The sequence below is a fragment of the Bacillota bacterium LX-D genome (assembly GCA_031628995.1).
In the GTDB taxonomy this organism is placed as follows: Bacteria; Bacillota; DUOV01; order DUOV01; family Zhaonellaceae; genus JAVLUO01.
In genome coordinates, this window is sequence record JAVLUO010000001.1 from 23,115 (window position 1) to 47,067 (window position 23,953).

The window sequence follows — 23,953 nt, forward strand, 5'->3', positions numbered from 1 at the left end:
TTTAGCCGTCAGACGGCTTTGTGCGTATCTTGGCGGCATACGCCGATACGCGCTTAACACAGGAATCGGAGTAACTTTGCAGAGCTTCAAGAATTATGCCTTCATTCTTCACTACAAAATCCACATTTCCTGCATCTTTCACAAATACAACCATATTCTCACAGTCGTATAGGGCCAGGCTGCCCTCAAGAGCAGCATACAGTTCCTTTTCGAGTTTCCACTTCCTGATTGCCATTAGCGTGAAACTCCAATAAGCACATTCTATATAATCATCAAACTCTTCATCAATCTCCAGGTTATCGTATTCCAGCGAGGTTACTTCCGTCCCGTTAAATTCGTTGATGAAGCGAAAGAACAGGCGATGCAGGACATCCTCTTCCTTTATCGGGAATGGCAACTTTTTCCCGCTTTTCAACAGCCGCAGTTCCTCCATGCAATTATCCGATGCCTGTCCCGATAAATCACACAGTTCCATAAAGTCCACCTTTGACTGGATAGACGGCAGCCTGATTATTATGGTCATAGGCGCCAGGAGATTGACGGCAAATGTATCTGCCTCCCGTTCCAGTACCTTGTACTCCTGCTCCGACAGACTTCCGCGACACAAAGCCGTGGCCTCAAACGAGGTCAGGTGTCCAAGCACGATGTGTCCTATCTCATGCGCTATCGTCCATCGTATCCGTTGGTAATTCTCAACACGGTCATCATAAACGACCAGATAGTCTGCTTGTCCCCGTAAATGCTGTGTCTTTGCATCTGCGCTTTCTTTGTCGATAAAGAGAGGATCATCATCGTGGCAGTTGTCTCTTAAGTCCGTCCATTTGCATATATGGACATTCGGAAGCATTGCTGCGACCTTCCAAGGATCAACAGGCAGTCTGTCGATTTCCAGCTCGCATAGTAATCGATAGGCTCGTTGCCTTGCATATGCATAACGCGGCTGATCAGGTATCTGATTTCTTCTTTGCATAGTCCAGATACATTTCGACCTGTCTCACGAGCTCATCGTACTGCGAATCTTTCAAATCGCTGTTTCGAGAAAGACCGTCAACGATTTTCTGCGCAGTTTCCTGCTGCTTTCTGGTCTTTAAGTCAGGGAACACGCGTTCAATCAACGGAGTGCTTTCACCGTCGGTCTTGTAGCCGGCGAGCACAAGAATATCGTCCTGGGGAATGCCTAATGCATCCGCTAAAGCAATGAGCATAGGCACAGACGGATTCTGTCTTTCGCCATTTTCAATTCGATGCACCTCGGAATGACTGATGCCTGCCTTTTCTGCAAGTGCTCTCTTGGACATTCCCTTTGCTAATCGGCGCTCTTTTATAACTTCACCTACATTGCTCATTTCGTTCTGCACCTCCTTGTCACTTATTATATCACAAGCGTTGCCAAAAGGCAACACTTTTTAGAAATAAATTGCCTTTTGGATTAAAGTCTCTTTGAGGGTACATTTATTGCGACGGTGTTGACATTTGGAAACATAGGTGGTATAATTTGCATATATCATGTAAGAAAGGAGGCTGAAGCATGAATCCTAATATCGACAGGATTAAGGAACTGATGGTGGCCAAGCAATGGTCAGCAAGCGAACTGGCAAGGCAGATGGGAGTATCCCGATCTGAAACCACAAGACTACTTAACGGAAAACGAAACGGCGGAAACAAGGTGATAAGCGGGCTAATCAAGGCTTTCCCAGATGAGTCTTTGGAATCACTCTTTTTTTTGCCCACAATGTACCCCAATGTCAACTCAAGTGCAAATGATGTTGCCGTTAAGAAACCGCCTGGCACACACCAACCCATCCCGGTTAAACATCCAGATGCTCATCAACTGGCTTGCACTGTTAATGAGGATGACGGGCTGGTCGAAATCAAGCAAGGCAAGTACATAACCACGCTTGTTATTCCTCCCGGTTCGGTAAGCATCAAGTATAGTACAAACAATTAAACAACTGGATTTCCGCCAGACCGCAATACGGCAGAGCGAAACGACCATCTTGGTAGTTTCCCTGCCGTTTTTTGTGTCTTTGCGGACATCAGTACGGCTCCTGGCGGATTCCACAACGGATCTGAAAGGAGCCAAACAAATGAAAATCAACGACAACCAAAGTCAAACCCGTATCTACAAAATCTACCTGCCCCATGAAAAGAAGTGGGTCGAAGTTACCGAAACACAGTACTACGCCTACTACCGCGACATCTGGGCTACAAGAAAACGCGCCCAAGCACATCGCCAATGCATGTGCCCAAAGGACAAGCATTGGCTGTGTGATGGCGACTGCCTCATCTGTCCATTCCATGCACCGGGAGACAGCCTATCCCTTGACCTTACCTATGAAAACAGCGACGGCGAGGCTTTCTCCATGCTGGACAAGCTCGCCGATTCAAGCGCCAGTATCGAAGATGTCGTTACCGATCAGATCGTATTGGACATGCTTTTTCAGCGTCTCGCTGAAATCATGCCTGAAGCCCACCGTATTGGCGACCTGCGTATGGCCGGAATGTCCGATGCGGAGATAGCTGACAAAATCGGTGTCCCACGTACTACATTTCTTTCACGCCTGAAAAAGGCCAAAGAACTCCTGCAGCGCGAATACCCGGACCTATTCTAAATCCTACATCTCCGGCCGTCCCATAAAACGGTCGGAGATTTTTTTCAAAATATTTTCGTTTCCTTCGTCAAAACGGACTCCTCACCTCCAGTGAGTAGTGGAAAGAGCAAAAACGATAACCGCTCCTTCCAAGGAGGTGAACGAGATGAACGGAACCGATACCCGGACTCGCGCTGTAGACGGAGAGCTCATAGAAGTTTTGACCGCAATCAGTGTAGTGTCCAAACGTCTGGCAAGAAAACTCATAATACTTGCCGATCAGAGTCAACACATGGAAGGAGGAAAAGCAGATGAGCAAAATGAACGAAATGGCTGCGTCTATCGAAGAACTGCGCAACGCTGCTGCCGCTATTAACGACGTGGCAAACTGGCTGGCCGAGGCGTTCAGCACTAATGAACCTGCCGAAGAAGCACCCGCACCAGATCCAGTGCTGACGCTTGAAGAAGTGAGAGCCGTGCTCGCGGAAAAGTCCCGCAAGGGCCACACTGCCGAGATTCGCTCACTGCTTCAGAAGTACGGCGCGGATAAGCTCTCACAGCTTGATCCTGCCAACTACAAGGCGCTGCTTGCCGAGGTGGAGGATATCGGGGCCCCCGAAGAATCCACAGATTCTTTGGGGAGAGGAGGAGCAGCGGAATGAACGAGCTTTCGTGTTTTCACGGAAGCGAGCAATATGAAGCTTGCGACGACGAGATGCCACCTAAAGGACATGCAATTCTCTCTGCATCCAGCGCTGACCGCTGGCTCCATTGCCCGCCGTCCGCACGGCTTTGTGAGAGCTACGAGGACAGGGGCAGTGACTACGCCGCTGAAGGCACCGATGCCCACGCTCTTTGCGAGTACAAGCTCCGTAAAGCACTGGGACTTCCAACTGAGAACCCAACCGAAAACCTGACCTGGTTCAATGAGGAAATGAACGACTGCGCCACTGGTTATGCCGCTTATGTACTTGAACAGGTCGAGGCTGCTAAGCAGGTTTGTACTGATCCGGTGGTTCTCATCGAACAGCGCGTCGACTTTTCACGCTGGGTGGAGGGCGGCTTCGGAACGGCAGATGCCCTTATCATCGCGGACGGCACCCTTAAGATCTGCGATTACAAGCACGGGCTTGGCGTGCTCGTCCGAGCAGAGGAAAACCCGCAGCTCATGTGTTACGCCCTCGGTGTGCTGGAGCTCTTTGACAATATCTACGACATCGAAACGGTCAGTATGACCATCTACCAACCGCGCAGAGACAACGTCAGCACCTATGAAATATCTAAGGATAACCTGTACCGCTGGGCTGACGAAGTCCTTAAGCCCACCGCTGATCTCGCTTTTGCTGGTGACGGCAACTTTCTCTGCGGTGAATGGTGCGGCTTCTGCAAGGCAAAGAATGACTGCCGTGCCCGTGCCGAAGCGAATCTCGCTCTGGCACAGTATGAATTCAAGCTTCCGCCGCTCCTCACAGATGAAGATATTGAGGAAATTCTCTCTAAGGTGGATGAGCTTGTCTCGTGGGCCTCGGACATCAAGGAATACGCCTTGCAGCAGGCAATCAGCGGCAAGGTATGGACCGGCTGGAAGCTGGTCGAGGGCCGTTCCAATAGAAAATACGTTAACGATGCGGTTGTCGCCGATGTCGTCGAGCATGCAGGCTTCGACCCGTATGAGCGCAAGGTGCTCGGTGTCACAGCCATGCAGAAACTGCTCGGAAAATCCCGCTTTGATGAACTCTTAAGTCCCTACATTGAAAAACCGCAAGGCAAACCCACGCTCGTGCCGGAGAGCGATAAACGCCCGGCAATGTCAACGGCAGCAGCCGATTTTAATGAAAATTAAGGAGGACAATCATATGTCTAACAATACGAACAAGGTCAACAACCCCATGAAAGTTATCACCGGTCCCGATACTCGCTGGTCCTATGCAAACGTCTGGGAGCCAAAATCCATCAACGGCGGCACCCCGAAGTACAGTGTCAGCCTCGTTATCCCAAAGTCCGATACCAAAACTGTCGCCAAGCTGAAGGCCGCCATCGAAGCTGCTTATCGCGAAGGTGAGTCTAAGCTCAAGGGCAACGGCAAGACTGTACCGCCTCTAGCCGCAATCAAAAACCCGCTTCGTGACGGCGACGTCGAGCGCCCTGATGATCCGGCTTATGCAAACGCTTACTTCATCAATGCCAACTCCACGACAGCACCCGGTATTGTAGATGCGGATCGCAACCCCGTCATCACCCGCTCCGAGGTGTACTCCGGAGTGTACGGCCGCGCCAGCATCAATTTTTATGCCTTCAACAGCAACGGCAACAAGGGTATTGCCTGCGGTCTCAATAACCTGCAACTCATCCGCGCAGGCGAGCCTCTTGGCGGCAAGACAAGCGCCGAGAACGACTTCGCGTCCGACAACGACGACGATTTCTTGTCCTGATGGAGGTGGCTGACATGTCTGAAATTCAAAGCATGATGCTTTCCGTGTGTTTCGGAGCCACGTTTGGTTACTTAATCGGAAACCTTGTGGGGATTATCATCTTCGCCGTAGGAGAGTTCAAAGAAAAGCGCCGCAAACGCCAGAAAGCCGAGGATACTTCCATCAAAACGGAGTAAACACGCGGCGGCAGGGACTCGTTCTCTGCCGCCCTTGTTTCCATGAAAGGACAATCCTATGAAAACACTCTCTATAGATATTGAAACCTACAGCAGCGCACCGCTCTCCAAATGCGGCGTTTATAAATATGTAGAGGCTCCTGATTTCGAGATTCTTCTGTTCGGCTATAGTGCTGACGGTGATCCGGTTCAGGTAATTGACCTTGCCTGTGGGGAGAAGCTCCCACATGAAATCACGATTGCGCTAACTGACGAGGCTGTAACGAAATGGGCCTTCAATGCCAATTTCGAACGTGTCTGCCTCTCTCGCTTCCTTGGATTACCGACCGGTAAATATCTCGATCCGTCTCAGTGGCGATGCTCAATGGTGTGGGCGGCAACAATGGGACTGCCGCTGTCGCTGGAAGGTGTAGGTGCAGTGCTGGGGCTCGAGAAACAGAAACTCACCGAAGGCAAAGACCTCATTAAATATTTCTGCCAGCCTTGCACTCCTACAAAGTCCAATGACGGCCGCACCCGCAATCATCCATATCATGCTCCGGACAAGTGGGAAACCTTCAAGCGGTATAACGTCCGCGATGTGGAAACGGAAATGTCCGTTCAAGAGAAGCTCTCCAAGTTCCCGGTACCGGATCGAGTATGGGATGAATACCACCTCGATCAGGAAATAAACGACCGTGGCGTCGCTCTTGATATGACGCTGGTCAAGCAGGCTATTGACATGGATAGTAAGTCTCGGCAACAGCTCACTATGGCTATGAAAAAGCTGACCGAACTTGATAATCCAAACTCTGTTCAGCAGATGAAGCAGTGGCTTGCGGATAACGGGCTGGAAACGGATACGCTCGGAAAGAAAGCCGTTGCAGAGCTTTTGAAAACCGCACCAGAACCACTCGGGCATGCCCTCTCCCTTCGACAGCAGCTTGCCAAATCGTCGGTGCGGAAGTACCAGGCGATGGAAGCCGCCGTCTGTGCCGATGGTCGTGCTCGCGGTATGTTCCAGTTTTATGGCGCTAACCGAACCGGACGCTGGGCTGGCAGACTCATTCAAATGCAAAACCTGCCGCAGAACCATCTTCCCGACTTGGAGCTGGCCCGTGCCCTTGTATGCCGCGGAGATTTTGATGCGCTGGAGCTTCTGTATGAAGATGTACCGGATACACTCTCACAGCTTATTCGTACCGCGTTTATACCACGTACCGGCAATAAGTTCATCGTTTCCGATTTTTCGGCTATTGAAGCCCGCGTGATTGCATGGCTGGCTGGCGAACAGTGGCGTCAAGATGTCTTTGCCAAGGGCGGCGATATTTACTGCGCCAGCGCCAGCCAGATGTTTAAGGTTCCGGTTGAGAAACATGGCGTCAACGGCCACCTGCGGCAAAAAGGAAAAATCGCGGAATTGGCGCTCGGTTATGGCGGCTCAGTCGGTGCGCTCAAAACAATGGGAGCTTTAGATATGGGACTTACCGAGGACGAACTTCCTCTGTTAGTTGATGCGTGGAGGCAGGTCAACCCGAATATCGTGAAGTTTTGGTGGGATGTTGACCGGGCTGCCATTGAGGCTGTCCGCAACAAGCACACCAACACCACGCATGGCATTGTGTTCTCCTGCCAAAGCGGGATGCTCTTTATCACGCTGCCTTCCGGCCGGAGACTATCCTATGTGAAGCCGCGCATCGGCGAGAACAAGTTCGGCGGACAGTGTATCACCTATGAAGGCGTCGGCGGCACAAAGAAATGGGAACGCCTCGATTCCTACGGTCCAAAATTCGTGGAAAACATTGTGCAGGCCACATCACGCGACATTCTTAGCTATGCCATGCAGACTCTTAGAAACTGCTCAATTGTCATGCACATCCACGACGAAATCGTCATTGAAGCCGACCCCATTATGTCTCTTCAGGCAGTCTGCGAACAGATGGGCAGAACACCGCCGTGGGCGAAGAGACTTCTGCTCCGTGCTGATGGGTACGAAACAAATTTCTATAAAAAAGACTGATTATTTTCGTCAAAAGCGGGCTGTCACCTCCAGTGGTTAGTAGAGATGGGCGATGACAGCCCGTCGAGAAAGGAGGTTCACAATGTGTATAGATAAACGTAATAGCGAAGGTTATCCTGACCCAACCGCCTACGAAGCCTTGTTGCTAATCGAGAAAGAGGAACGCGCGCTCCGCGCTTTCCGGCCAATTGTATATATCTGTTCTCCCTATGCGGGAGACATCGAAAAAAATGTAAAAGCCGCGCGGGATTATTGCCGTTTCGCAGTGGACAAGGGATTCATACCGGTCGCACCACATCTGCTTTTTCCGCAGTTTATGGACGACACCGACCCGCAGGAGCGGGAACTGGGATTATTCTTTGGAAATGCCCTTATGAGCAAATGCTCCGAAGTGTGGGTGTTCGGCAGCGTTATCTCTCCTGGTATGCAGGTAGAGATCAAAAGGGCCAGGTGGAAAAACTACCGCCTGCGTTACTTCACAGAAGATTTGGAGGAGGTACAAGATGTTTGCAATCACTGAAGGTATACGCCGCATCGGCGGCATAGAAGTTCCTACTTATAAACGTGAAATCGTAAGCGCCAATGTTCTTGAAGTCGAAGCCGGTACGAACGGCTATCAGGGTGGCGATACGGGACATGGCAGCCGCACCTATTTCCGTATTGAGAATGAAGGCGGCACAGATATTCAGGTACGCCCACTTGGCCGTTATGGCGATGAAGGTTTCGAAGTTATCCTCGGTGGCGACTGTGAGCTCGAAACGATCATCACTGCGCTCAAATTCATCACCAAGGTTCTGGAGGATGGCGCGAAGGAGGTACATGACTGATGTTCACCCTGTATAGTGCCGATATCATCGGCAACCCCGGCAACTGCTCCTATCCCAATAAAACTGAGGTTACGGGTGAGGACAGTCTGCGGGCGGCAGTTTGCCACGACTACGTCTGTGCTGAGTACAAAAACAGCTACCGAAGCGGCGACAACTTTCTCGGCGCGGACTGTCTTCCGGTCGACTGTGACAACGACCACTCAGAGGACCCTGCCGATTGGGTCCTGCCGACTGACGTTGCCGCCGCTTTCCCAGATGTCTGCTTTGCAGTCCATTACAGCCGCTACAACATGCGCGAGAAAAATGGAAAGCCCGCTCGTCCAAAGTTCCATATTCTTTTCCCAATCACACATATGACCGACGCAGTCGCTTACAGCGACATGAAGAAGCTGGCCAACTCCATCTTTCCGTACTTCGATAACAAGGCGCTGGATGCAGCACGTTTCTTCTTCGGCACCACTAATGTCGAGGTTGAGCTCTTTCCCGGCAGCATGAATCTGACCGAGTTTCTGGAGAACGACGACTTTGACGCGGATATGGCTGGTGGCTATGGAGCCAGTCTGATAATCCCGGAAGGCAGCCGTAATGCCACCATGTCACGCTTTGCCGGTCGGGTCATCAAGAAATACGGGGACAGTGCGGAAGCCTACCAATGCTTCCTTGATGAAGCTGCAAAATGCACACCGCCTTTGGAGGACTCTGAGCTTTCAACCATCTGGCACAGTGCCCAGCGATTTTACGCCAGAGTACAGCAGCAGGACGGTTATGTTCCACCGGAGGTCTATAACGACGATACCTCGTATAAACCCGAAGATTTCTCCGACGTCGGGCAAGCCGAAGTGCTGGCGAAACACTTCTCTGGCGAGCTGCGCTATTCCCCGGCGACGCACTTCATCCGTTACACGGAGCATTACTGGAAAGAAACCGAGCCCGGTGCGCAGGCGGTCGCCCATGAGCTTACCCGCCGCCAACTCGAAGAAGCGACGAAAGACCTGCTGGCCGCCGCCAAGAAGCTGACTGAATGCGGCGCACAGAGCATTCTCGATACGACATCAAAGGCGAAAGCAGAATCCTTGTTCAATGACACACAGTCCGAAGCCTATGCCGAATTTCTCGCGGCTAAAGCCTATCAGTCCTTCGCAATTCGCCGCCGCGACTCCAAAAACATCACCGCAACGCTGAAAGAAGCACGCCCGATGCTGGAGATCTCCCCGCGTGATCTGGACGCAGACTGTTTTCTTCTCTGCACACCGGAAGCTACTTATGATCTCCGTAAAGGTGTAGCAGGTGCACGGGAACATTCGCCAGCTGACTACATCACCAAAATCACTTCCGTCTCTCCCAGCAATAAAGGCGAACAGCTTTGGCATGACAGCCTTGACCTCATATTCTGCAAAGATCAGGAGCTTATCAATTATGTTCAGATGATTTGCGGCCTTGCCGCCATCGGCAAGGTCTATGTGGAGGCACTGATCATCGCCTATGGCTCCGGGCGCAACGGCAAGTCTACTTTCTGGAATTCTGTCTCCCGTGTGCTGGGCCTGTACAGCGGCAACATCTCGGCTGACACTTTGACGGTTGGCTGTCGCCGCAACATCAAGCCAGAACTGGCCGAGGTCAAGGGCAAGCGACTGTTAATCGCAGCTGAGATGCAGGAAGGCGCTCGGCTCAACGATTCCACCGTCAAGCAGCTGTGCTCTACCGATGATGTTTTCGCAGAGAAAAAGTACAAGGACCCGTTCAGCTTCACGCCCTGCCATACGCTGGTCCTCTACACCAATCACCTGCCGAAGGTCAGCGCTTCTGACGACGGTATCTGGCGCAGGTTGATCGTGATTCCGTTCAATGCCAAAATTGAAGGCTCCGAGGATATCAAGAACTATGGCGAGCACCTCTACAACAACGCCGGAGAGAGCATTCTGGCGTGGATCATCGAGGGTGCCCAGAAGGTTATCGCGTTGGACTACAATATTCCCGTTCCGACATGCGTGCAGAAAGCAATTGATGAATACCGGGCGCAGAACGACTGGTTTGGCCATTTTCTCGACGACAAATGTGAGCTTGATGCCAGTTTCCGTGAAAGCTCCGGTGCCTTGTATCAGGCGTATCGAAATTACAGCATTGACACAAACGAATACGTCCGCAGTACCGCAGATTTTTACTTTGCACTTGAAAAAGCTGGCTTTGAGCGGATTGTCCGTGATGGTAGACGTCTGTTTACCGGGCTTCGGCTTAAAATTGATAACGGAGATTTTGAGAGCTTTCTACAGTAAAAGAAATAATCAAGTGACCTCGACGAAGGTCTATTACAAAAATTTTCTTAGGCGTATAAAAAACTCCATAAGAAAAAGTTCAGTAAATGACATACGCCGAGGTCACTTGTAAGGAGAAAACGACCATGAGAGAAAAAGAAATCGAGCAAAAATTCACCCTGATGGTAAAGCAAGCGGGCGGTCTGGCTCTGAAGTTCGTTTCGCCGGGCATGAGCGGCATGCCGGATCGCATCGTACTTCTACCGGGTGGCTACATGGCCTTCGTGGAAGTCAAGTCTCCAGGAAAGGCGCCGCGCCCTTTGCAGGAAGCCAGACACCGGATGCTGCGAAAACTTGGATTTAAGGTTTATGTGCTCGACGACGCCGGACAGATTGGAGGGATTCTTGATGAAATACGAGCCACATAACTACCAGACTTATGCCATCAATTACATCGAGACGCACCCCATCGCGGCAGTCCTGCTGGATATGGGCCTTGGCAAAACGAGCATCACGCTGACAGCGCTTAACAACTTGTTATTTGACAGCTTCGTGGCTCATCGTGTTCTGGTTATCGCGCCTCTGCGTGTAGCCCGCGATACCTGGCCCTCCGAAATTCAGAAATGGGACCACCTGTCTCTGTTGACCTATTCCATAGCGGTTGGAACCGAAGCTGAACGCAAAGCGGCGCTCCTACAACAGACGGACATCTGCATTATCAACCGGGAAAACGTACAGTGGCTCATCGAGGACAGCGGCATACCCTTTGACTTCGATACTGTGGTGGTCGACGAGCTGTCTTCCTTTAAAAGCTATCAGGCAAAACGCTTCCGGGCATTGATGAAAGTCCGTCCGCGCATCCGCCGCATTGTAGGACTGACCGGCACCCCATCTGCGAACGGCCTCATGGATTTGTGGGCTGAGTACAGGCTTCTGGACATGGGCCAGCGCCTCGGTCGCTTTATTGGACAATACCGCACCAACTACTTCATGCCGGATAAGCGGAACGGCCAGATCATCTACTCCTATAAGCCGCTGCCCGATGTGGAAAAAGCAATCTACAGCAAAATCGCGGATATCACCATCAGCATGAAGTCCACCGACCATCTGCAGATGCCGGAGCTCGTCAGCAGCGAATATGAGGTGCGGCTTTCCGAGGAAGAACAGGAACACTACGACAATTTGAAGGACGATCTCGTACTGCAGCTCCCGGACGGCGATATTACCGTAGCCAATGCTGCCGCCCTGTCAAATAAGCTCTCGCAGATGTCCAACGGCGCTGTCTATGACGATGTTGGCGGAATAGTACATATTCACGACCGCAAGCTGGACGCGCTGGAGGATTTAATTGAGGCAGCGAACGGCAAGCCAGTGCTTGTAGCTTATTGGTTCAAGCACGATCTTGCCAGAATTTCCGAGCGACTGCGCAAACTCCATATTCCTTTTTCCCAACTTGATACCCCGGAGAACATCCGCAGATGGAACGCCGGTGGACTTCCTGTGGCGCTGGTACATCCCGCCTCTGCCGGACACGGACTCAACCTGCAGAGCGGCGGTTCCACCATCATATGGTTCGGGCTGACCTGGTCTCTTGAGCTTTACCAACAGACCAACGCCCGCCTATGGAGGCAGGGCCAAACTGCAGATACTGTTGTAGTGCAGCATATCATCACAAAGGGTACCATAGACAGTCGGATACTGAAGGCGCTTTCCGCAAAGGATCGCACTCAGACAGCCCTGATTAATGCCGTAAAGGCCGATTTGAAAATCTGATGACAACGAGGGACTTTGTCCCCGAGACAATCCGTGCCAATCCGAGAGAAATAAAAAATTCGGAGGTACAGATTATGAATACACCCTATGAAAACTTGGCAAACGCTATCATCTTGAGGGCCGTTGAGGATTATCGGGAGGCTCTTGGCACTCTTCGATACAGTCCACATGATAAGGATGCGTTCATCAGCAAAGATGAAATTGAGCGGTTCTTCTGTTCGGGCTGGTTTGGACTTCTGACAAGTATTGACCCTGAAATGCTTATGAACAGGCTCCGTAAGGAGGTGGCGTAATATGAGGGCAAGAGAATATCTCTCCCAAGCCTATCGCCTTGATCAGCGCATAAACTCTAAACTGGAGCAGGTGCAATCGCTGAACGAGCTGGCTACAAAAGCAACCTCAACTCTTACAGGCATGCCACGTAATCCGAACCGTGCTACTTCCACGATGGCAGACGCTGTTGCAAAGATTGTTGACTTACAAGCGGAAATCAACCGTGACATAGACCGTCTTGTTGACCTTAAGCGGGACATTGTTGCACTGGTGAAATCTGTTGATAACACGGAGTATCAGACCCTTCTTGAAAAGCGCTACCTTTGCTACATGAGTTGGGAGCAGATTGCTGTCGATATGAACTACAGCATCCACCATCTATACAAATTACACACTGGCGCATTAGACACTTGCGATGCAATTCTCCATCGTGATACCTGATGATACCACATGATACCTGTTCCTTATGATAGCATTATAATGTAGAAGTAAAATGCAGAGAGCCTTGTGGGAGCAATCCCACAGGGCTTTTCTTATGCCCGTAAGGAGATGAAACAATGCCATACAAACCAAAACGTCCTTGTGCCTATCCCGGCTGCGGTCGGCTCGCTGTACGCAATCTCTGCGGAGGGAACGAGCAATACTGTGCCGAGCATCAGAAGGTCATGGACAAACAGTACAACCAGTATGAGCGTGACCCCAAGACCAATAAACGGTACGGCAGAAGCTGGAAGCGCATCCGTGACCGCTTCATCAAGGCGCACCCTCTCTGCGAGGAGTGTCAGAAGCAAGGCAAGCTGACGCCTGCCGAGGAAGTTCACCACATCCTCCCGCTCTCCAAAGGCGGCGGCAACGAAAAGAGCAACCTAATAGCTCTTTGTAAATCATGCCACTCTCGAATTACAGCCGAGAGCGGTGACCGGTGGGGGCGGTCAAATCTCTAAAACTTTTTTAAGCGGACAGCGGCGTGGGGCTTCGTGTTGAAAAACGCAGTTTCAAACGGGGGAATAGCCCCACCCCTGCTAAGTGAGGTGATATTTTTGGCAAAAGACGGTACTAATCGTGGCGGTGCTCGTATCGGCGCGGGCGCAAAAAAGAAGCCATTAGCCGACAAAATAGCCGAAGGTAATCCCGGGGGCAGGAAACTGACCATCATGGAGTTTTCTGATACTGCAAACCTTCAGGGGATGGAGATGCCGGAACCAAATAAAATGCTTGAAGCTATACAAAAAGACGGTAAGACACTTGTTGCAGGAGAAATCTACAGAAACACATGGAAGTGGCTGGATGAACGCGGGTGTGCCGCTCTCGTTTCTCCTCAACTTCTGGAACGCTACGCCATGAGCGTGGCTCGTTGGATTCAGTGTGAGGAAGCAATCACTGAATATGGCTTTTTGGCAAAGCACCCTACTACGGGAAACGCCATTCAAAGCCCATATGTGGCAATAGGTCACAGTTATGAAAAGCAAACAAATCTCCTGTGGTTGGAGATTTTTCAGATTGTCAAGGAAAACTGCACCGGCGACTACAAAAGCGCTAACCCACAGGATGATGTTATGGAGCGGCTCTTAACCGCCCGGAAAGGGAAATAATATGCTGATTGAAAAGATACAAACTGCGCGGCTCATCCCCGCTGACTATAATCCACGTAAAGACTTAAAGCCCGGCGACGCGGAATATGAAAAGTTGAAACGCTCGCTTGAGGAATTCGGCTATGTTGAACCCGTTATATGGAACAAGACCACGTCCCATGTCGTTGGTGGACACCAGAGGCTGAAGGTGCTACTCGACATGGGTGTTACCGAAGTCGAGTGTGTGGTGGTCGAGATGGATGCAGAAAAGGAAAAAGCGCTCAATATTGCACTTAATAAAATCAGCGGTGATTGGGATAAAGGCAAGCTGGCTTTACTTATTGCAGATTTACAGGGTGCAGATTTTGATGTATCGCTCACGGGTTTTGATCCCGTTGAAATCGATGACCTTTTCAAGGATTCACTCAAGGACGGCATTAAAGACGATGACTTTGATGTGGATGCGGAACTGAAAAAGCCAGCCATTACAAAACTTGGCGACGTGTGGCTGCTCGGTCGACATCGGCTGGTCTGCGGCGATTCAACCAAGGCTGAAACCTTCACCAACCTGATGGATGGAAAGCTTGCAAACCTCGTGGTAACTGACCCACCGTATAACGTAAACTACGAAGGTACGGCCGGTAAGATCAAAAACGATAATATGTGTGACGAAGCGTTCTACGACTTTCTGCTGGCGGCATTTACGAACACCGAGGCGGTAATGGCACAGGACGCTTCTATTTATGTATTCCATGCTGACACCGAAGGTTTGAATTTCCGTAAGGCATTCTCGGATGCAGGCTTTTTACTTTCCGGGTGCTGTATCTGGAAAAAGCCGTCTTTGGTACTGGGACGCTCTCCTTATCAGTGGCAGCACGAACCTGTGCTGTTCGGCTGGAAGAAAAAAGGCAAGCACAACTGGTACGCCGACCGTAAGCAGACCACTATCTGGGAGTTCGATAAACCAAAGAAAAACGCCGATCACCCTACCATGAAGCCGGTTGCACTTGTGGCCTATCCTATTTTGAACAGCAGCCTCACAAACTGCATCGTGCTCGACCCCTTCGGCGGTAGCGGATCCACCCTCATCGCCTGTGAACAGTCCGACAGGATTTGCTTCACTATAGAACTTGATGAGAAATACTGCGACGTCATTGTAAAACGGTATATTGAACAGGTTGGTAGCGCCAATGCCGTTTCCGTTGTTCGTAATGGTGTCACGATGAAATATGCGGATATAGCTGTTGATGAGTAAACATCTGCTCAGATTATTTTTCGACGGCAAGGATATCCTGACATATGCATGTTATGTCTATCCGGTATTGTGTTATCTACACAAGAAACCGCCAAATAATCGGTACAGTATTCTCTGCAGAAATCGCATAAAACCGTTGCTATATAAGCGGTTCAGAGTGATTAATGTATGTACCGAAACCGAATAAATTCGGATCAAAGAAAGGCGGTTTGAAAAATGAAACTCACTTTTAATGTAACTGGCAGCGAACGCAAATCACTGGTTGGAGCAATCAGTACAGCACTCGGTGCTCCGACTAACTACCTCGGTGCTCCTACCTTCGCCTACGAGGTCGGAGAGTACCACATTGACAAGACTGGAGTGCTTACGGGTCCCGATAACCTCGAACTTGAAGACGCACTCCACCAACATGGCTTTGATGCAGACGGCGAAAACCGTCACTACGATGAACCCGACACCTACGAGAGCGGACTTGGCGGCATGGGTACGATTGATGAGTTTCCGGATATCGACCAACACCACCCTGGACGGTATGTCAATCCAAACGCAACCATTACCGAAACTATGCAAAGACAACTGGATGAAGTGATTGCCTTTGAGGACCTGAGGATGGACGGTCGTGAAGAACTGGGACTTGGACGTACCCGACATGAAAACTTTCAGGGAGAAAATGGTATGCAAGCAAGTGATGTCCCCGAACCCTATGACAACATCGGTCTGGTAATTGAAATGCCGCGCTCCTCCTTCACCGACACCGCTCTGGAAAACCTTAAGCGGTTGATCAAAAGTAAAGGCAGCCTCATCAAAAAGGCGCTCGGTGTGAAAATACTTGAACTTGAAATAACAGATGACAAGGTTAGATTCCCATGGTTTGAGGACGGCACCGACCCTGATGCAGTCAAGGCATATTCGCATTTTGTGACTGCCCTCTGCGAGGTAGCAAGGATGCAAAAGCGTGTCTCCGCAAAAGAAAAGAATATCGATAACGACAAATATGCTTTTCGCTGCTTTCTCCTACGGCTTGGATTCATCGGCGACGAGTACAAAGCCGAACGAAAGCTCCTGCTCCGCAACCTTACTGGCAGTGCTGCTTTCAAGAGCGGTCAGAAGAAAGGCTTCTCGCAGGAAGACCTCGACAAAGCCAAATCCGACCCTGCTGTACGCGCCGAAATCAAAGCCATTTTGGGAGGTAACGACGATGAGCAATAATTTTCCATTAAGAGAAACCGTTGAGCGTATCCGCAAACAGTACCCGGTTGGTTGTCGTGTGGAACTCCTCCGCATGGACGACCCTCAAGCACCGCCAATCGGCACAAAAGGCACCGTGCGGTATGTCGATGACATCGGCAGCCTGGGTGTTGCGTGGGACAACGGCAGTACGCTTCAAGTAGTTTATGGTGAGGACATTTGCCGGAGGTGTGACAATGACAGATAAAGTGCGTAAGCAGATTCTGGCTATCCGCGACACAATGCTGACGAATATGTATGATGTCAGCACAGTTCAGCGCATCGCTAACGACATGGGTTTCTACGAGCTTGTTGTGTACCTCGAAGAAAACCGCAAGGAATATGCCCAGTTCATCCTAACTGGCGAAGCATAATATACACATTTTTCAGCTCGGATATTTGTTGCTTTTATGCTGGTATATTTCTCTGAATTATCTTGCTATTGTGTGCTTTTAGAGCGAATATACACATACAAAAACGAAAGGAGCACACCACCATGAACGAAAAACAAATTAAGCAAATTGAAAGCCAACTGCCGCAGGGCGAGAAAATCGTCAGAATGTACACCGCTTTTGAGGGCGGCATCCGGGTGATTACCAAGAATGCTGACGGCTATGAAATCCGCTACAATGTGAGCTTTGACGCCGACGGCAACGCCAGCATCAAGAGATTTTAGGAGAACATAGCCATGTGGAAAGAAGGAAGCCTGAAAATTCACGACAACGTTTTTCATTACTGGATGAAGCAATACGACGAGGGTTCAGAATTTGGCATTGAAGGCGGCAGAATCAGCAAGTTGACGCTCAAGCGTAACGGCGAGGTTGTTTGCAACTACGATAGAGGCTGGGACATCAAGCCAACCGACCCTGATATACAGCTTGCCCTTGAGCTTCTCCTTCACAGCGAAAACCACTAAACTCGCTCCAATAAAATAGCCGAGGTTCAGCCCTGTATGGGGCTGTGTCTCGTACAGATAAATCTTGAAGGCTTGCACTTGCAAACGTTGCATTTGGCAGGTCTATTTTTATGCTCCGAAGGAGGTGGGCAGCATACGGAAGCTTAAGAAATACAAACCGACACGATTTAAATCTACAGATTCGATTTATAACAAAGCCGCCGCCGATTTTGCTGTGGCTTTTATCGAAGCTCTATCACATACCAAAGGCACTTGGGCCGGTAAACCTTTTGAGCTTATCGACTGGCAGGAACAGATTATTCGTGACATCTTTGGAACACTCAAGCCCAATGGCTACCGACAATTCAACACCGCCTATGTGGAAATTCCGAAGAAGATGGGTAAATCAGAGCTTGCCGCCGCTGTGGCACTCCTGCTCACTTGTGGCGACGGAGAGGAACGCGCCGAGGTCTACGGATGTGCCGCAGACCGAAATCAGGCCTCCATCGTGTTCAATGTGGCGGCAGATATGGTGCGAATGTGTCCGGCACTTTCCAAACGCGTCAAAATACTTGATGCAACGAAGCGGCTCATCTATCAGCCAACCGGGAGTATCTATCAGGTACTGTCCGCCGATGTTGGAAACAAGCATGGTTTTAATACCCACGGCGTCGTTTTTGATGAGCTGCATACCCAGCCGAACCGAAAACTATTTGATGTTATGACCAAGGGCAGCGGTGATGCGAGAATGCAGCCGCTGTATTTTTTAATCACCACCGCCGGAGATAACCAGAACAGCATCTGCTGGGAGGTTCACCAGAAGGCGCTGGATATCATAGACGGCAGGAAACATGACCCGACTTTCTACCCGGTCATCTATGGCGCAGCGCCAGAGGATGATTGGGCGGACCCTAAGGTATGGAAAAAGGCAAACCCTTCTCTCGGCATTACGGTTAGCATGGACAAGGTCAAAGCGGCTTTTGAATCAGCAAGGCAGAATCCCGCCGAGGAGAACAGCTTTCGACAGCTCCGCTTGAACCAGTGGGTCAAACAGGCTGTACGTTGGATGCCTATGGACAAGTGGGATGCCTGCGCTTTTACGGTTGACCCGGAAGCCTTACGCGGCCGGGTTTGCTACGGTGGCCTTGACCTATCTTCTTCCACCGATATTACTGCTTTTGTGCTGGTTTTCCCGCCTATGGACGAGAATGACAAATATTCCGTGCTTCCGTTCTTCTGGATACCGGAAGACAACATCGATTTGCGTGTGCGCAGAGACCATGTGAATTATGACGTGTGGAAAAAACAAGGCCATTTGCAAACCACCGAAGGCAATGTCGTCCATTACGGATACATTGAAAAGTTCATTGAGCAGCTTGGAGAAAAATACAACATCCGTGAGATTGCCTTCGACCGCTGGGGTGCTGTGCAGATGGTACAGAACCTTGAGAGCATGGGTTTCACAGTTGTTCCGTTCGGTCAGGGATTCAAGGATATGAGTCCGCCGACAAAGGAACTCATGAAGCTAACCTTAGAGCAGAAACTTGCCCATGGCGGTCACCCGGTTCTGCGCTGGATGATGGATAACATCTATATCCGCACCGACCCGGCAGGCAACATCAAAGCGGACAAAGAGAAATCCACCGAAAAAATTGACGGCGCGGTCGCCACCATTATGGCGCTGGACCGGGCAATACGGTGCGGCAATGTTACTAGCGAAAGCGTGTATGACACACGCGGACTGTTATTTATTTAAACAACGCACCAACCATGTACATAGCAGGTGCGTTGTTGTTTAATCATACTTCAAAATCAACGACAGGACCGTCAAGAAAACGAGTGGCAGTTCTTACACCCCATTCGTTTACAGAACAACGCTCCTTTTGTTGCCGATATCCTAACACATACTTGAATACAAACCCCATGAGCGAACCCATAAATTGGCTTTCCTGTCCGGTAAAAGTAAATGTATCAGTCGGATGGTTTTTACGAGAGTAAATGTTGATAAGAGCCTTGACAGGGGGGACCCCCATGTCGTTGGCAAATGCAATGCAACTCATGGTAATTGGATCTCCAATGGTGTTCATGCAAAAATCCCACAGGGCACCCGAACCAACAAAAGGAGCAGCGTTTTTATACGTTTTTGCGAAATCCTGATTGACAGCGTTAATGATATCTTGGGTCTTCATGCTTAATACCTCCATTTATTTGATGGTTCAATTATACAGCGGTTATACAGCGTTGTCAATAGTGTATGTACAAAAAAATGTGGGTTCTAATAATCTTTGTAAGGAGGATTATAAATGAGCATTTTATCAGGAATATTTAAACCCCGAGATAAGCCTAAAGACACCCTGAGCGGCAGTCGGTATAACTTCTTTTTCGGCAGTACGAGCTCGGGAAAGCCGGTCAACGAACATACTGCCATGCAGATGACGGCAGTCTATTCCTGCGTAAGGATACTGTCAGAAACGCTGGCGGGGCTGCCGCTCCATGTGTATAAATACAACGACAGCGGCGGTAAAGAAAAATACCTGAAGCACCCGTTATATAAACTGCTCCACGACGAGCCGAACCCGGAGATGACTTCATTCGCATTCCGCGAAACACTGATGAGTCATCTTTTATTATGGGGCAATGCCTATGCGCAGATTATACGCAACGCCAAAGGCGAGGTTATTGCTCTCTATCCGCTGATGCCAAACAAGATGACAGTCGACCGTGATGCAAACGGCCGGCTTTTCTATTTATATCAACGAAGCTCGGAGGATGTCCCCTCACTCGGCAAGGACAATCAGGTCTACCTTGCTCCCGCCGATGTCCTGCACATTCCGGGCTTGGGCTTTGACGGGCTTGTTGGCTACTCTCCCATTGCTATGGCAAAGAACGCAGTGGGACTCGCAATTGCTACCGAGGAATACGGAGCTAAGTTCTTTGCTAATGGTGCAGCACCGGGTGGTGTACTTGAACATCCCGGAACCATTAAAGACCCGCAGAAGGTCAAGGAATCATGGAATGCCGCATACCAAGGCTCAGCCAACTCTCACAGGGTAGCCGTTCTTGAGGAAGGTATGAAGTATCAGCCTATCGGGATTTCACCGGAACAGGCGCAGTTTCTGGAAACACGGAAGTTTCAAATCAATGAAATCGCCCGGATTTTCAGGGTACCACCGCATATGCTTGCCGACCTTGAGAAATCGTCCTTCAGCAACATCGAGCAGCAGAGTCTTGAATTTGTAAAGTACACGCTCGACCCTTGGGTGGTTCGATGGGAGCAATCCATGTGCCGTGCTCTTCTTTCCGACAGTGAGAAGCCGACGGTGTTTATCAAGTTCAACGTGGACGGACTTTTACGCGGCGATTACGCAAGCCGTATGAACGGTTACGCCACGGCAAGGCAAAACGGATGGATGAGTGCAAACGATATCCGTGAACTTGAAAACCTAGACCGCATTCCGGCGGAGCTCGGCGGCGATCTCTACCTCATCAACGGCGCGATGACCAAATTACAGGACGCGGGTGCATTTGCAAAGCAGGCTGAGCCTGCACCCAATAAAACAGAAACGGAGGAAGGTTCTGATGAAACAAACAACGCGGGCAGAAATGCCACAATCCGCACAAAGTAATATGCGCGATTTGCCAGCGGGTGCTACCCGCAAATTCTGGAACTGGGCAAGGGATGAAGATTCCGGTGTCCGAACGCTTTACCTTGACGGCACAATTGCCGAGGAAAGCTGGTTTGACGACGATATCACCCCGAAAGCATTCAAAGCTGATTTGAATGCCGGTGAGGGTGACATTGTTATTTGGATCAACTCTCCCGGCGGCGACTGTATCGCAGCGAGTCAAATCTATGCCATGCTCATGGATTACAAGGGCAAGGTTACCGTAAAAATTGACGGCATTGCGGCTTCGGCAGCAAGCGTTATCGCAATGGCAGGAACCGAGGTATTGATGGCTCCCACGGCGCTCATGATGGTGCATAACCCGCTTACCATCGCAATCGGCGACAGCGAGGAAATGCAGAAAGCTATCTCCATGCTGGACGAGGTCAAGGAAAGCATCATCAATGCCTATGAAATCAAGACCGGACAGTCCCGTGCGAAGCTGTCTCACCTTATGGACGCTGAAACTTGGCTTAACGCCAACAAAGCGATTGAACTGGGTTTTGCGGACGGCATTCTGGAGGATGAGAAAAAGCGGATTCAACCGGACGACATTACCTATGCTTTCAGCCGCAGAGCAGTAACAAACTCGCTGCTTAACAAGGTCAAACCCAAGATACCCAAACAGAGCAAAGGCACATCCGTTGATGTCGCTAAAGCCACTCCTGCGGATTGGCTTGAAAAGCGGCTCTCTTTAATTTCACACTAAATTTAATGGAGGTAACATCAATGAACAAAATTCTTGAACTGCGCGAAAAGCGCGCCAAGGCATGGGAAGCCGCTAAGGCTTTCCTCGATACCAAGCGCGGTACTGACGGCCTGGTTTCCCCTGAAGACACCGCTACCTACGAAAAAATGGAAGCCGACGTGGTCGCTCTCGGAAAGGAAATCGACCGTCTGGAAAAGCAGGAAGCTCTTGACCGCGAGCTTTCAAAGCCGCTGAACACACCCCTCACAGGCAAGCCTGCTGTTCCCGGTATGGATACTAGGACCGGCAGAGCCTCCGACGAGTACAGGAAAGCGTTCTGGAACGCCATGCGTACCCGCGCCGGTGAGGGTCTTGACCCTATCGTGAAAAACGCTCTGCAGATCGGCACCGATACTGAAGGCGGATACCTTGTCCCAGACGAGTTCGAACGTACCCTTGTGGAAGCTCTTGATGAGGAGAACCTCTTCCGCAGACTGGCTAACGTCATCACCACTTCTTCCGGGGATCGCAAGATTCCTGTTGTTGCTTCCAAGGGCACCGCTTCCTGGATTGATGAGGAGGGCGCAATCCCCGAAAGCGATGACAGCTTCGGTCAGGTTTCCATCGGTGCGTACAAGCTGGGAACGATGATCAAGGTTTCCGAAGAGCTGCTGAACGACAGTGTGTTTCCGCTTGAAGCATATATTTCAAGAGAGTTCGCAAGGCGTATTGGCAATAAGGAAGAGGAAGCCTTTTTTACAGGCGACGGCTCCGGTAAACCGACCGGCATTCTCGCTGCTTCCGGCGGTGCACAGATCGGCGTAACCACGGCGGGCGCTACCGCTATCACCATCGACGAGGTGCTCGACCTGTTCTATTCGCTGAAAGCGCCTTATAGAAACAAGGCTGTTTTCGTAATGAACGACTCTACCGTAAAGGCGATTCGCAAGTTGAAGGATGGTAACGGCCAGTATCTCTGGCAGCCCTCACTGCAGGCTGGTACCCCTGACACCATTTTGAACCGTCCGCTGTATACCTCAGCATATGTGCCCGCTATTGCTGCGACCGCTAAGACTATCGTGTTCGGAGATTTCAGCTATTACTGGGTAGCCGACCGCCAGGGGCGTGTGTTTAAGAGACTCAATGAACTCTATGCAGCCACAGGCCAGGTTGGCTTTGTCGCCACCCAGCGTGTTGACGGCAAGCTCATTCTGCCGGAGGCTATCAAGGTACTCCAGCAGAAGGCATAATGGAGGTGCAATATGAGTTATAACACAAAAAACTACACAGAACAGGGCGGCGAGAAAACCGTCATCGGCGGAACGCTTGAAATCAGGGAGGGAGCCTCGGTGACGGGGCTTACCTCCACTGCCGCACCCGCTTCAGTAACCGCTCTCGGTGGTGTGAAAGCTGCTGCAAAGGAGGAAACCGACACTGTGCCCGTCAAAATTGGTGAAGACGCAATCCTTTATGTACCAACATATCCGATCGTGCCTGAGATACCTGTAGCTGCAAATCAGGCGGACAGTACTGCCACTGATGCCACTGGTCTGGTCGCTGACTTCAATGCTCTTCTCTCCAATCTGAAAGCGGCGGGTCTGATGGCCCCAGACGAAGAATGACCGAAGGGAGGCGGATGGCGTGACGGCAAATAACCTTCTCCCCAAAGTCAAAGCACACCTCATTTTGTCACACGACGAGGACGACAGCCTGCTGCTGAGCTATATTGCCGCTGCTGTCTCCTATGCCGAAAGCTACCAGCATTTTTTCAAGGGCTATTATGAGGATACTCCCATGCCGCCTACCACAGAGCAAGCCGTCATCATACTGTCGTCCTTCTTTTACGAAAGCCGGGACGGCAGCACAGGCGGCTTTTTTGCGGATAACGTGCAGGCAGGCCAGCAGGTATGGGATACTGTCAATCTGCTTCTTCGGCTCGACCGGGATTGGAAGGTGTGACAATGAGCTATGGTAAAATGAATACCTTCATCGATATCGTCTCCAACGCCCCGGTTAAGGATGCGGACGGATTTGTTACCAAGGGCGACCATATTGTTGCTTCCATCCGCGCATATAAAGAAGATCGCCACGGAAACGAACGATGGGCAAATATGGCAGTATTTAGCCAAGCGACGGCCCTTTTCCGCTTCCGGAAGATACCCAATGTAGCAATCACTACCTCGTTGTTTATCGTTTGTGGCGACGAGCGTTACCGAATTGTCAGCGTCGAAGATGTTCGAGGACGCGGAATGTACATTGAGGTTCTTGCGGAAAAACAGGAAGGAACGGAATATTAGGGCTCCCGCAAAGCCGATTTGCTTTGTGGGAA

At 50.5% G+C, this 23,953-nt stretch carries 32 protein-coding genes; 29 read left to right on the forward strand and 3 right to left on the reverse strand.

Going from position 1 to position 23,953, the window contains the following annotated elements; all coding sequences use genetic code 11:
- Position 1: 1 nt before the first annotated feature.
- Both RDV78_00135 and RDV78_00140 read right to left on the reverse strand, forming a co-directional pair.
- Positions 2 to 847, reverse strand: a complete 846-nt coding sequence (locus RDV78_00135) for an ImmA/IrrE family metallo-endopeptidase (protein ID MDS1028906.1) — start codon at positions 845 to 847, stop codon at positions 2 to 4.
- A 97-nt stretch (positions 848 to 944) separates the two neighbouring features.
- Complete coding sequence (locus RDV78_00140; protein MDS1028907.1) at positions 945 to 1,346, reverse strand: helix-turn-helix transcriptional regulator; 402 nt, start codon at positions 1,344 to 1,346, stop codon at positions 945 to 947.
- Between the two features lie 182 nt (positions 1,347 to 1,528).
- Between RDV78_00140 and RDV78_00145 the strand changes: the two genes are divergently transcribed.
- The 23 genes from RDV78_00145 (at position 1,529) to RDV78_00255 (ending at position 19,027) form a co-directional block, all read left to right on the forward strand.
- Complete coding sequence (locus RDV78_00145; GenBank protein MDS1028908.1) at positions 1,529 to 1,948, forward strand: helix-turn-helix transcriptional regulator; 420 nt, start codon at positions 1,529 to 1,531, stop codon at positions 1,946 to 1,948.
- 139 nt (positions 1,949 to 2,087) lie between these two features.
- Complete coding sequence (locus RDV78_00150; GenBank protein MDS1028909.1) at positions 2,088 to 2,612, forward strand: bacterio-opsin activator; 525 nt, start codon at positions 2,088 to 2,090, stop codon at positions 2,610 to 2,612.
- Positions 2,613 to 2,902: 290 nt separating this feature from the next.
- Positions 2,903 to 3,253 (forward strand): DNA ligase, encoded by a 351-nt coding sequence (locus RDV78_00155; protein ID MDS1028910.1) that lies wholly within the window; start codon positions 2,903 to 2,905, stop codon positions 3,251 to 3,253.
- A 53-nt stretch (positions 3,254 to 3,306) separates the two neighbouring features.
- Positions 3,307 to 4,434, forward strand: a complete 1,128-nt coding sequence (locus RDV78_00160) for a DUF2800 domain-containing protein (GenBank protein ID MDS1028911.1) — start codon at positions 3,307 to 3,309, stop codon at positions 4,432 to 4,434.
- A gap of 13 nt (positions 4,435 to 4,447) precedes the next feature.
- The gene (locus RDV78_00165) at positions 4,448 to 5,023 is read left to right on the forward strand and encodes a DUF2815 family protein (protein MDS1028912.1); all 576 of its coding nucleotides are present in this window, start codon (positions 4,448 to 4,450) and stop codon (positions 5,021 to 5,023) included.
- 14 nt (positions 5,024 to 5,037) lie between these two features.
- Entirely contained in the window at positions 5,038 to 5,199 is a 162-nt protein-coding gene (locus RDV78_00170; GenBank protein MDS1028913.1) for a hypothetical protein, read from the forward strand.
- 58 nt (positions 5,200 to 5,257) lie between these two features.
- The gene (locus tag RDV78_00175; protein ID MDS1028914.1) at positions 5,258 to 7,198 is read left to right on the forward strand and encodes a DNA polymerase; all 1,941 of its coding nucleotides are present in this window, start codon (positions 5,258 to 5,260) and stop codon (positions 7,196 to 7,198) included.
- An 82-nt stretch (positions 7,199 to 7,280) separates the two neighbouring features.
- Positions 7,281 to 7,718: a DUF4406 domain-containing protein gene (locus tag RDV78_00180; GenBank protein MDS1028915.1), complete on the forward strand. Its 438-nt coding sequence runs from the start codon at positions 7,281 to 7,283 to the stop codon at positions 7,716 to 7,718.
- The gene (locus RDV78_00185; protein MDS1028916.1) at positions 7,702 to 8,025 is read left to right on the forward strand and encodes a hypothetical protein; all 324 of its coding nucleotides are present in this window, start codon (positions 7,702 to 7,704) and stop codon (positions 8,023 to 8,025) included. Before RDV78_00180 ends, RDV78_00185 begins: the two co-directional genes overlap by 17 nt.
- Complete coding sequence (locus tag RDV78_00190; GenBank protein MDS1028917.1) at positions 8,025 to 10,298, forward strand: phage/plasmid primase, P4 family; 2,274 nt, start codon at positions 8,025 to 8,027, stop codon at positions 10,296 to 10,298. The genes RDV78_00185 and RDV78_00190 overlap by 1 nt, the downstream gene beginning before the upstream one ends.
- 125 nt (positions 10,299 to 10,423) lie before the next feature.
- On the forward strand, positions 10,424 to 10,705 hold the full coding sequence (locus tag RDV78_00195; GenBank protein ID MDS1028918.1) for a VRR-NUC domain-containing protein: 282 nt from the start codon (positions 10,424 to 10,426) through the stop codon (positions 10,703 to 10,705).
- A complete protein-coding gene (locus tag RDV78_00200; protein ID MDS1028919.1) occupies positions 10,686 to 12,050 on the forward strand; it encodes a DEAD/DEAH box helicase in 1,365 nt (454 codons plus the stop codon). Before RDV78_00195 ends, RDV78_00200 begins: the two co-directional genes overlap by 20 nt.
- A gap of 74 nt (positions 12,051 to 12,124) precedes the next feature.
- Positions 12,125 to 12,343: a hypothetical protein gene (locus RDV78_00205; protein ID MDS1028920.1), complete on the forward strand. Its 219-nt coding sequence runs from the start codon at positions 12,125 to 12,127 to the stop codon at positions 12,341 to 12,343.
- A gap of 1 nt (position 12,344) precedes the next feature.
- Complete coding sequence (locus RDV78_00210) at positions 12,345 to 12,764, forward strand: DUF1492 domain-containing protein (protein MDS1028921.1); 420 nt, start codon at positions 12,345 to 12,347, stop codon at positions 12,762 to 12,764.
- Between the two features lie 116 nt (positions 12,765 to 12,880).
- A complete protein-coding gene (locus RDV78_00215) occupies positions 12,881 to 13,267 on the forward strand; it encodes an HNH endonuclease signature motif containing protein (GenBank protein MDS1028922.1) in 387 nt (128 codons plus the stop codon).
- Positions 13,268 to 13,363: 96 nt separating this feature from the next.
- A complete protein-coding gene (locus RDV78_00220; GenBank protein ID MDS1028923.1) occupies positions 13,364 to 13,915 on the forward strand; it encodes a P27 family phage terminase small subunit in 552 nt (183 codons plus the stop codon).
- Position 13,916: 1 nt separating this feature from the next.
- The gene (locus RDV78_00225; GenBank protein ID MDS1028924.1) at positions 13,917 to 15,149 is read left to right on the forward strand and encodes a site-specific DNA-methyltransferase; all 1,233 of its coding nucleotides are present in this window, start codon (positions 13,917 to 13,919) and stop codon (positions 15,147 to 15,149) included.
- A 216-nt stretch (positions 15,150 to 15,365) separates the two neighbouring features.
- Positions 15,366 to 16,358: a virulence protein gene (locus RDV78_00230; protein MDS1028925.1), complete on the forward strand. Its 993-nt coding sequence runs from the start codon at positions 15,366 to 15,368 to the stop codon at positions 16,356 to 16,358.
- Positions 16,348 to 16,584, forward strand: coding sequence for a DUF4314 domain-containing protein (locus RDV78_00235; protein MDS1028926.1), 237 nt, complete (start codon positions 16,348 to 16,350; stop codon positions 16,582 to 16,584). The genes RDV78_00230 and RDV78_00235 overlap by 11 nt, the downstream gene beginning before the upstream one ends.
- The gene (locus tag RDV78_00240) at positions 16,574 to 16,750 is read left to right on the forward strand and encodes a DUF5049 domain-containing protein (protein ID MDS1028927.1); all 177 of its coding nucleotides are present in this window, start codon (positions 16,574 to 16,576) and stop codon (positions 16,748 to 16,750) included. The genes RDV78_00235 and RDV78_00240 overlap by 11 nt, the downstream gene beginning before the upstream one ends.
- 122 nt (positions 16,751 to 16,872) lie before the next feature.
- The gene (locus tag RDV78_00245) at positions 16,873 to 17,052 is read left to right on the forward strand and encodes a hypothetical protein (protein MDS1028928.1); all 180 of its coding nucleotides are present in this window, start codon (positions 16,873 to 16,875) and stop codon (positions 17,050 to 17,052) included.
- A 12-nt stretch (positions 17,053 to 17,064) separates the two neighbouring features.
- Positions 17,065 to 17,292, forward strand: coding sequence for a hypothetical protein (locus tag RDV78_00250; protein MDS1028929.1), 228 nt, complete (start codon positions 17,065 to 17,067; stop codon positions 17,290 to 17,292).
- Between the two features lie 133 nt (positions 17,293 to 17,425).
- A complete protein-coding gene (locus tag RDV78_00255) occupies positions 17,426 to 19,027 on the forward strand; it encodes a terminase large subunit (protein ID MDS1028930.1) in 1,602 nt (533 codons plus the stop codon).
- A 43-nt stretch (positions 19,028 to 19,070) separates the two neighbouring features.
- On the opposite strand, the gene RDV78_00260 is transcribed toward RDV78_00255, so the two are convergent.
- The gene (locus RDV78_00260; GenBank protein ID MDS1028931.1) at positions 19,071 to 19,460 is read right to left on the reverse strand and encodes a hypothetical protein; all 390 of its coding nucleotides are present in this window, start codon (positions 19,458 to 19,460) and stop codon (positions 19,071 to 19,073) included.
- A gap of 114 nt (positions 19,461 to 19,574) precedes the next feature.
- Between RDV78_00260 and RDV78_00265 the strand changes: the two genes are divergently transcribed.
- The 6 genes from RDV78_00265 to RDV78_00290 are packed head-to-tail and all read left to right on the forward strand — an operon-like array spanning position 19,575 to position 23,921.
- A complete protein-coding gene (locus RDV78_00265; protein MDS1028932.1) occupies positions 19,575 to 20,897 on the forward strand; it encodes a phage portal protein in 1,323 nt (440 codons plus the stop codon).
- 1 nt (position 20,898) lies between these two features.
- Entirely contained in the window at positions 20,899 to 21,645 is a 747-nt protein-coding gene (locus RDV78_00270) for a Clp protease ClpP (protein ID MDS1028933.1), read from the forward strand.
- 20 nt (positions 21,646 to 21,665) lie between these two features.
- Complete coding sequence (locus RDV78_00275) at positions 21,666 to 22,874, forward strand: phage major capsid protein (protein ID MDS1028934.1); 1,209 nt, start codon at positions 21,666 to 21,668, stop codon at positions 22,872 to 22,874.
- 12 nt (positions 22,875 to 22,886) lie between these two features.
- A complete protein-coding gene (locus tag RDV78_00280; protein MDS1028935.1) occupies positions 22,887 to 23,246 on the forward strand; it encodes a hypothetical protein in 360 nt (119 codons plus the stop codon).
- Between the two features lie 19 nt (positions 23,247 to 23,265).
- Positions 23,266 to 23,583: a head-tail connector protein gene (locus tag RDV78_00285; GenBank protein ID MDS1028936.1), complete on the forward strand. Its 318-nt coding sequence runs from the start codon at positions 23,266 to 23,268 to the stop codon at positions 23,581 to 23,583.
- Between the two features lie 2 nt (positions 23,584 to 23,585).
- On the forward strand, positions 23,586 to 23,921 hold the full coding sequence (locus tag RDV78_00290; protein MDS1028937.1) for a head-tail adaptor protein: 336 nt from the start codon (positions 23,586 to 23,588) through the stop codon (positions 23,919 to 23,921).
- The last annotated feature ends 32 nt before the right edge of the window (positions 23,922 to 23,953 follow it).